This is a genomic window from Bradyrhizobium sp., assembly GCF_049581145.1.
GTDB lineage: Bacteria > Pseudomonadota > Alphaproteobacteria > Rhizobiales > Xanthobacteraceae > Bradyrhizobium.
Genome location: NZ_JBAURI010000713.1, coordinates 1 through 6,233 on the forward strand (window position 1 = coordinate 1; position 6,233 = coordinate 6,233).

The window sequence follows — 6,233 nt, forward strand, 5'->3', positions numbered from 1 at the left end:
GGATTTATTCGCGAGTGCGACCACAGCTTCGCGTACGGTTATGGCATCTACCACCTCATCGCTTGCGACCGCGATAGCTGCTTCCAGTGTGAATGATCTGACGAAGACAGACAGGCGCCGAAGTACCGTCCGCTCATTTTCCAGTAGCAGCCCATAAGACCAATCGATTGTCGCAGCGAGTGATCGTTGACGCGGAATTGCGGTTTCCCGATCCATCCTTAGCAGGGAAAACCGTTCGTCGAGTCCACGGCGCACCTCTTCGATGCCGAGGACCTCGACCATTGACGCCGCGAGTTCGATCGCCAACGGCATTCCATCCAATCGCCGGCAAATCTCCGCAATCGTGTCCGCCATCGTCGCGCTGATATCGTCGTCCAAGCGTGCGTATCTGATAAACATCCGTACCGACGAATATTCCAGGATATTTACAGGCGTCGCTCGAACGGAGGCCGGTGGGATTTCCAAGGGATCGAGGCGCCATATGACCTCACTTCCTACTCGCAGGGATTCGCGACTCGTAGCCAGGATCGAGATGTCGCGCGCCTCGGTAAGGACGCGTTCGACCAGAAGCGCTACAGTTTCGATGACATGTTCGCATGAATCCAGGATGAGAAGCAGGCGTCGGCCATGCAGCGCGAGCATGACCTGTTCGATGCTCGCCGCCATCTGGATTGGCAGATCGAGCGCCCCAGTGAGCGCTGCATAAACCCGGTTTTCGTCGGAGATAACGCTGAGATCCACAAAACAAATCCCGCCCGAATAAGCTTCGTGAAGATGATTTGCCACGGCGAGAGCTACAGTGGTCTTACCGATGCCGCCCGGCCCAAGGATAGTGACGAGCCGATTGTTGCCGAGAATCCTCGCGATGCCCTCGATGGCAAGATCGCGGCCGATCGGCCGATCGTCAGTGTAAGAGCGTCCATACCGGCACTGCCGACGCTCGTTATCCGGTCGAGACTCCCTCCTCACGTCGCCAACAAAACGGTACCCGAGGGAAGCCTCGGCGCAGATTAGGTCTCCGTGTCCGGTCAGTGCTTTTCGCAGGCCGTAAATTTGAACGCTTAGATTGCCTTCACCGATCGTGCGGTCGGGCCATGCGCGCTTGTAGAGCTCCGAGCGCGAGACGAGCTTCCCCGGGGTCTCAAGCAAAGCGCCTAGGATTGCGGCCGCGCGCGAGCCGATTCGGATCTTAGTCTGCCCACGCCATAGCTGCCCACCGGCCGGGTCAAACCGGAATGGTCCAAAAGAGATTTCACGGCCAGACATGCGGTCCAATCTTCTAGTGAGCAGCCAGAAGCAGCGACTCCGCAGTCGGCAGCACGTTCATATCAAGACAACAGTACAATCGCACGGCTCGATGCGCCCTTTTAACTGCGAAGCGCCCCGGCTATACTAACAAGGCTAAACCAGGCCAGCAACATACGCCCGGGTCGTATCCGGAAGCCGATAGACAGGTTCGTTCCCCCACGTTTCGACAGTCAGTATCGACTTTTCGTAAAGCGAGCCAAGCGAATTCAGCGGATGCTCGCAGCCGGTGATGCTTCTGGAGGCGACCGCATCGGCAGCACTGATTGAGCCGCCGATAGTTGCAAGGTAGCGCAACATGTGCTGCTCGTTGAGCGACAACAGGCCGTAGCTCCACTCGATAGCGGCCGAAAGCGTTCGATGCCGCGGCAGGGCCGTTCGACGGCCTCTTGTCAAGATCGCAAACCGCTGATTGAGATTTGCGGCAATTTCAGCCAATCCGAGATCGACTACCCGCGCCGCCGCAAACTCGAGCGCTAGCGGGATTCCGTCAAGCCGGCGGCAAATCTCACCCATCGAGGGAAAGTCATGCTCGTTCGGCTCGAACCGGGTAGTCAGGCTGACCCGGTCAACAAACATCGCGATCGCCGAATATTGCAAAAAATTGCTCTCGTCGACTTCATCACACTCGTCGGGAAAGGTGAGAGATGGGAGACGATGTACCCACTCCCCCTCCGCTCTCAGCGCCTCGCGGCTGGTCATCAGCAGCGTAAGATCCTGGCAGCGGGCCAGAAGCTGCTCCGACAGCCTGGCAACGGGTTCGACGATATGCTCACATGTATCCAATATCAGCAACGTTCGGCGCTGACAGAGACGATCGCAGAGGCCGTCGACCGGATCGCTTTCCACCCGCAGCGCAAGCGCTTCCGAAATGGCTGATACCACTCCGCCGACGTCCGATTGATATGACAGGTCGACGAAACCGATCGCGCCCTGAAAATCCCGTGCAAAATGGTTCGCTGTCGCGATCGCGACCGTCGTTTTGCCAATACCTCCCGGCCCTGTGATGGTTATCAGCGACCGCTCTTTGAGGGCAGTCGTGATGGCCACAATGACCTCGTCGCGACCAATGACCGGGTTCATCAAGGCCGGTAGGCTAACCTCTGGCCGATTCGCAAAACCGTCCGTCACGATCGCATTGGGACTATGCCTGACTGAAAGAATAAACCTGTATCCCCGTAACGGCACGGTTTCGATGGCGCGCCTGGCTGCCTCGCATTGCGACAGGATTTTCCTGACAATACCGATCTGGACGCGCAGATTCGCTTCTTCGACGGTCAGGTTGGACCATACGACGCGCATCAATTCCTGGGTGCTGACGGTTTCTCCGGCCCGCGAGACAAGCAGATGCAGCACATCGAATGCTCGGCTGCCGATCTCGACAAATTCGTCGTTGCGCAACAATGCTCTTTGCCTGGGGTAGAGCCGAAAACTCGCGAACGCGTGATATTCCTCGGTTACTCCGAGCCATTCGGCTTCTGCCATCGCAGGACTATGACGCAGCGCGACCAAAGCGGTGACCGCAGGCAGCGGAGAATACTCGAATTCGGAATTTTGACGTTCCCTGGAAATGATCATCGCCGGCCTCGTGCATTTGGCAGAGGAATGTTTGCAGTCCTTGTCGCAAACTGTGACACTTCGGATGATCGCGGTCGATTGTGCGGTGGGTGGTACGAGCTTGGCCCGTAGTTGCCCGGACTAAGCTATAGCTTAGAGGCACTGCACCAAGGGTGCCGCGCTTCGTGCATCCGCGCTGAAATCGGCCCCACGTCTTTCATGGCCTGATGTTGAGAACCTCGGCCATCCGGCTGAGCTCGGGAAGCGAGCGCGCCTGCATTTTTCGCATCAGGTTGGTCCGATGCACCTTCACCGTGGATTCGGTGATGCCGATCTCGTCGGCAATCTGCTTGTTGAGGCGGCCGGCCATGACGCGAACCAGTATCTCGCGTTCGCGCGAAGAGAGCGTGTCGAAGCGCCCCCTGATCGCCGCCGACGCCTTGTCGCTCTCGCGGCGAGCGCGGTCGCGCGCGAGCCCCGCCTCGACGGCGTCCAGCAGATCCTGGTCCCGGAAAGGCTTGGTGAGGAACTCGATCGCGCCGCCCTTCATCGCCTGCACGGTCATCGGAACGTCGGCGTGCGCCGTGATGAAGATGATGGGCACCTGCCGATTGGCCGCGGCGAGATCGCGCTGAAGCTCGAGACCGCTTCGCCCCGGCATCCTCACATCGAGCACGAGGCAAACCGGGCCCTCCGGCGGGTCGGCCTTGAGAAACTCCGGCACCGACGAAAACTCCCGCGCCTGCAAGCCGACCGTGCGCAACAGCCGCGCGACCGAGCCGCGGAATTCGGCATCGTCATCGATGACCAGGACACTGGGGTTTGCGTCAGCCATCCGCGATATTCCGGAGCGATCTCGTGCTTAACTGCCAGAACCATCACTCTACGCTCAATCAGGCTGCCGTCCAACAGTCAGCCGACCGGCTAAACCATAGCTTAGACGTATTAGCATTGCTTTGTCCGGGTTCCCCGCTAAAAGTTGCACAGACGGCTTAAGCGCCGTTATCGGCCGCGAAAAGGTGCTTGGAAGTTCGAATGGCGAACCGTACGTTGATATCTGTCGTCGATGATGATCAGCCATTTCGAGATTCCATGCGCATTCTCATCATCTCGCTCGGCTACGACGTTGAAGCGTTTGGCTCGGCCGCCGACTTCCTGGCATCACCTCTATGTTCGGAAACCGTCTGTCTGGTCGCCGACGTCAACATGCCCGGGATGACCGGCATCGATCTGCACAAGCGCCTGGTCAGCATGGGGCGCGCGATTCCGACCATCATCGTGACGGCCTATCCGGACCAGGCGTTCAAGGACGAGGCCCTGAAGGTGGGCGTGTTCTGCTATCTCGGCAAGCCCGTCGACGACCAGAAGCTCGAAGACTGCCTGCGTTCCGCGCTTCAGATACATGCCTCGAAAAAGAATTCATAAGCCTCGTCGCACCGGCAGAGTGAATCAAGACACGCCCCCGCTCGGTTCGCTCGGGGCAACCCACGCCGGCCACATCACCGTCCCGCCATCCAAAATATCGAAAACAACCCCATGCAAAGTAGCGGGCGGGCGGCCGGATGACCGTTTCGTGCGATGCAACTTGACATGTCGGGCAAGCGACACTTCTTCACGATCCCGCTATCCTGTAAGTACTCGTGTCTCCGCAACCGGCGCCCTGTCACGCCTTCGCCCATGTTCCGAAATCCAGTTCATGACCGCTGTTGCAGCGGCAGGCTGAATTGAAATATGGCCCCTCTGGGCTCGTTCGGCGTTACCCATAACCGGCCGCCATGAGCTCTTATAATGGACTGGCAAATCGACAGGCCCATGCCGATTCCGCTCGACTTTGTGCTGAAGAAGGGTTCGAAAACCCGTTCGATATCCCCATCGATGCCGGGTCCCGAATCTTGCACAGCGAGTACAATGCAATCCGTCTCGGGTCGCGTCGTTCGTATTGTCAGTTCTCGCAGCCCGTCGTCGACAGCACTCATTGCTTCGACCGCGTTCAGCACTAGATTTACCAAGACTTGCTGTATTTGAACACGATCGCCGCGAATGGGACTTAAACCTTCCATCAGATCGGTGCGGATCGCTATTTTGTTCTTGGCGATTGCGCTTCGCAGCAAAACGATCACTTCGTCGACTGCATCGTTGACGCCAAAGTGTTCCTTTCGCGGCGGCGCTTTCTTGATCTGATCACGCATGCGCACGACAATATCCTTGCCTCGGTCCATGTCCCTGACGATACAATCAAGTGCTTCCCTCACCTCATTCAGGTCGGGCGGCTTCATATCGAGAAAGCGTATCGCGGCGCGGGCGTTGTTTCGGGCCGTCGCGATTGGATGCAGCATTTCGTGAGATAGAGAGGCTGCGAGTTCTCCCATGGTGCTCACGCGGTTCATATGAGCAAAGTCCGACTGCAACTCGCGTAACGCCTCCTCGGTCGCTTTCCGTTCGGTCAGGTCAAGACAGAACGTGACGCCCTGACCCTCACGTTCTAGGAGCGCCGCGCCCATCAGCGCCGGCACGCGGCTGCCATCCTTGCGCAAATACTCCCTCTCCCGAGGCTTCATCGTTCCCTTGATCATTAGCCGTTCCAATGCCCGCTTAAGTTGGCTGAGTCCTTCCGGCGGTACCAGATCGGTCCACAGCACGCGGCCAGAGGTAAAATCATCCCGGTCGAAGCCTGTCATGCTGAGAAACTTATCGTTGGCCTCGATGATGCGACCCTCGAAGTCCCAGAAGACGATCCCGATGATATTGGCGTCGACTAGGCGCCTCACCTTAGCTTCCTGCTCCTGGAGATCGCCATATAGCCGAGAGTTCTCGAGGGAAATTGCCGCCTGTGACGCCAACAGTTTCAGTACTGCGATCCGCGCTGGTGCAAAGACACCGGCAGCCAGGCGATTTTCAAGAAAGAGAACGCCGATCAGTTTGGCTTGATTGAACAATGGCAGGCACAGGATTGATCGTGAATGTCGCTTCTGGATATAGGGATCGGCGGCAAACGTCGACTCAGTTGCGACATCATCGACGATGACGCTTTCACGAGTGCGCAAGACATATTGAAGGATGGTTTCCGGCAGCAGATCCTTATCCACGGCATCATTACGCCGTTCAACACTGATCTTTTCCGCATTGGTCGTGGCTTCCGCCGCAACCCGCGGCTCCCCATCATACGATAGAATCAGCAGACCTCGCTCGGCTCCTGCCTGCTCAAGCGCAGTGCGCAAGAGCGTGTCGACCAACTTTTCAGGGACTATTTCACTTGAAACCGCTTGCGACACCTTGACCACGGTCGCGAGATGAAGGTGCTCGACCGGCGTGCGGATCGTGTTGGTGGGATTGGGTACTAACTTATCCTCGCCGAGCCATGGATGCAGCTC

General features: G+C 58.0%; 5 protein-coding genes. 1 reads left to right on the forward strand and 4 read right to left on the reverse strand.

Annotation, left to right across the window (positions count from 1 at the left end):
• The 3 genes from WCB02_RS23195 to WCB02_RS23205 form a co-directional block, all read right to left on the reverse strand.
• Window positions 1–1,266: winged helix-turn-helix domain-containing protein (locus WCB02_RS23195; RefSeq protein WP_423961800.1), on the reverse strand; the 1,266-nt coding region annotated here is incomplete at its 3' end.
• Between the two features lie 135 nt (window positions 1,267–1,401).
• The gene (locus tag WCB02_RS23200; RefSeq protein ID WP_423961801.1) at window positions 1,402–2,883 is read right to left on the reverse strand and encodes an ATP-binding protein; all 1,482 of its coding nucleotides are present in this window, start codon (window positions 2,881–2,883) and stop codon (window positions 1,402–1,404) included.
• 196 nt (window positions 2,884–3,079) lie between these two features.
• Window positions 3,080–3,697: a response regulator transcription factor gene (locus WCB02_RS23205; RefSeq protein ID WP_423961804.1), complete on the reverse strand. Its 618-nt coding sequence runs from the start codon at window positions 3,695–3,697 to the stop codon at window positions 3,080–3,082.
• Window positions 3,698–3,897: 200 nt separating this feature from the next.
• Between WCB02_RS23205 and WCB02_RS23210 the strand changes: the two genes are divergently transcribed.
• On the forward strand, window positions 3,898–4,287 hold the full coding sequence (locus tag WCB02_RS23210; protein ID WP_423961806.1) for a response regulator transcription factor: 390 nt from the start codon (window positions 3,898–3,900) through the stop codon (window positions 4,285–4,287).
• A gap of 269 nt (window positions 4,288–4,556) precedes the next feature.
• Here the strand turns inward: WCB02_RS23210 and WCB02_RS23215 are convergent.
• Window positions 4,557–6,233: GAF domain-containing sensor histidine kinase (locus WCB02_RS23215; protein WP_423961808.1), on the reverse strand; the 1,677-nt coding region annotated here is incomplete at its 5' end.

Coding starts and splice junctions, on each gene's coding strand:
- WCB02_RS23200 (WP_423961801.1), bottom strand. CDS start 2,883: ATGATCATTTCCAGGGAACGTCAAAATTCCGAATTCGAGTATTCTCCG.
- WCB02_RS23210 (WP_423961806.1), top strand. CDS start 3,898: ATGGCGAACCGTACGTTGATATCTGTCGTCGATGATGATCAGCCATTT.
- WCB02_RS23205 (WP_423961804.1), bottom strand. CDS start 3,697: ATGGCTGACGCAAACCCCAGTGTCCTGGTCATCGATGACGATGCCGAA.